This is a genomic window from Methylobacterium sp. FW306-05-D (assembly GCF_058782155.1).
Window position 1 is genome coordinate 74,436 of record NZ_JBYSXL010000014.1, and the last position, 1,088, is coordinate 75,523.

Annotated in this window: 2 protein-coding genes and 1 tRNA gene; 1 reads left to right on the top strand and 2 read right to left on the bottom strand. The window is 66.9% G+C overall.

The window, feature by feature from the left end:
- Positions 1-84: 84 nt before the first annotated feature.
- Together rplT and rpmI are read right to left on the bottom strand one after the other, a co-directional pair.
- Positions 85-456, bottom strand: a complete 372-nt coding sequence (gene rplT, locus AC3WLN_RS07820; RefSeq protein ID WP_055955353.1) for a 50S ribosomal protein L20 — start codon at positions 454-456, stop codon at positions 85-87.
- A 48-nt stretch (positions 457-504) separates the two neighbouring features.
- Positions 505-708, bottom strand: a complete 204-nt coding sequence (gene rpmI / locus AC3WLN_RS07825; RefSeq protein WP_018044555.1) for a 50S ribosomal protein L35 — start codon at positions 706-708, stop codon at positions 505-507.
- Between the two features lie 303 nt (positions 709-1,011).
- On the opposite strand from rpmI, the gene AC3WLN_RS07830 reads away from it, so the two are divergent.
- A tRNA-Asp gene (locus tag AC3WLN_RS07830) sits at positions 1,012-1,088 on the top strand.

Consider the following 1,088-nt stretch of genomic DNA (forward strand, 5'->3'; position numbering starts at 1 on the left):
GGCCAAGGCCGCCTGAGCCGCGCCTTTGATGACGATCGAGCCTCGGCCCGGGGCGAGCCCGGCTCGCCTCAGGCCGTGCGCGGCTCAGGCGGCCTTGGCCGCCGGGAGGGCGGCCTTGGCCAGCTCGACCACGGCGGCGAACGAGGCGGGCTCGTGGATGGCGAGCTCGGAGAGGGCCTTGCGGTCCACCTCGATGCCGGACTTCGACAGGCCGTTGATGAAGCGCGAATAGGTCAGGCCGTGCTCGCGGACCGCGGCGTTGAGGCGCTGGATCCAGAGGGCGCGGAACGTGCGCTTCTTGTTCTTCCGATCGCGGTAGGCATACTGCATGCCCTTCTCGACCGCCTGCTTGGCGATCCGGATCGTGTTCTTGCGGCGGCCGTAATAGCCACGGGCGGCCTTGAGGACTTTCTTGTGCTTCGCGTGACTGGTCACGCCGCGCTTGACGCGGGCCATGGGAGTTCTCCTGGATTACGAAAAAAGCAGTGTCGGCGTCGTGAAGGCTTACCGGCTGTTGGGCAGGAAGTACTTCTTCACGTTGGCGGCATCGCCCTCGAACAGGGTCGTGGTGCCGCGCAGGTTGCGGATCTGCTTCGTCGTCCGCTTGATCATCCCGTGGCGCTTGCCGGCCTGGGCATACATGACCTTGCCGGTGCCGGTGATCTTGAAGCGCTTCTTGGCGCCCGACTTGGTTTTCAGCTTGGGCATTTGGCTCTCCTGAACGCGCAGCGGCTCCGATCCGGATGGATCGAAGAGATGCGCTCGGTTGATGCTTCTGATGGAGCAGCACGAACCGCCACGGCAGCCCGATCGGCCGGGCGGTTCAACGCGAGGGGGCTATGACAGAAAAGCGACGCGGTTTCAATGGCGCCCCGGCGGCCAAGGATCGACCGCCGCCGGGCGCGCCCGTGGCCCCGGAAATTCCCGGCCGAATGCGCCCCGGGATTGCTTGACAGCCCCCGGCACTGAACCTACACCCCCGACACCGCCGGAAACGGGGCGGGACGTCAAGCGGGCGTAGCTCAGTCGGTTAGAGTGCCGGCCTGTCACGCCGGAGGTCGCGGGTTCGAGTCCCGTCGCCCGCGCCA